Here is a 222-nt window from a genome sequence, read left to right on the forward strand (position 1 = left end):
GGGGCCCCCTTAACAGAAGGGGGCCTCTCCACCAGACGCGGTACGCATTCGCCGGGCTTTGCCCGGCGTTTTCGTTTTGGGGCTGGTGGCGATCATGCGTCCGTTCCGATTTGGGTTCGAACCAATCATTGGTCGATGCCGCTTTGGGTTGGGACTTATCGTTCGATGCCGCTTTGGTAGGTGCCGACCGTTCGATGCCGCTTCGGGTAGGTGCCGACCGTT

The sequence above is a fragment of the Stenotrophomonas sp. AGC87 genome, from assembly GCF_057333975.1.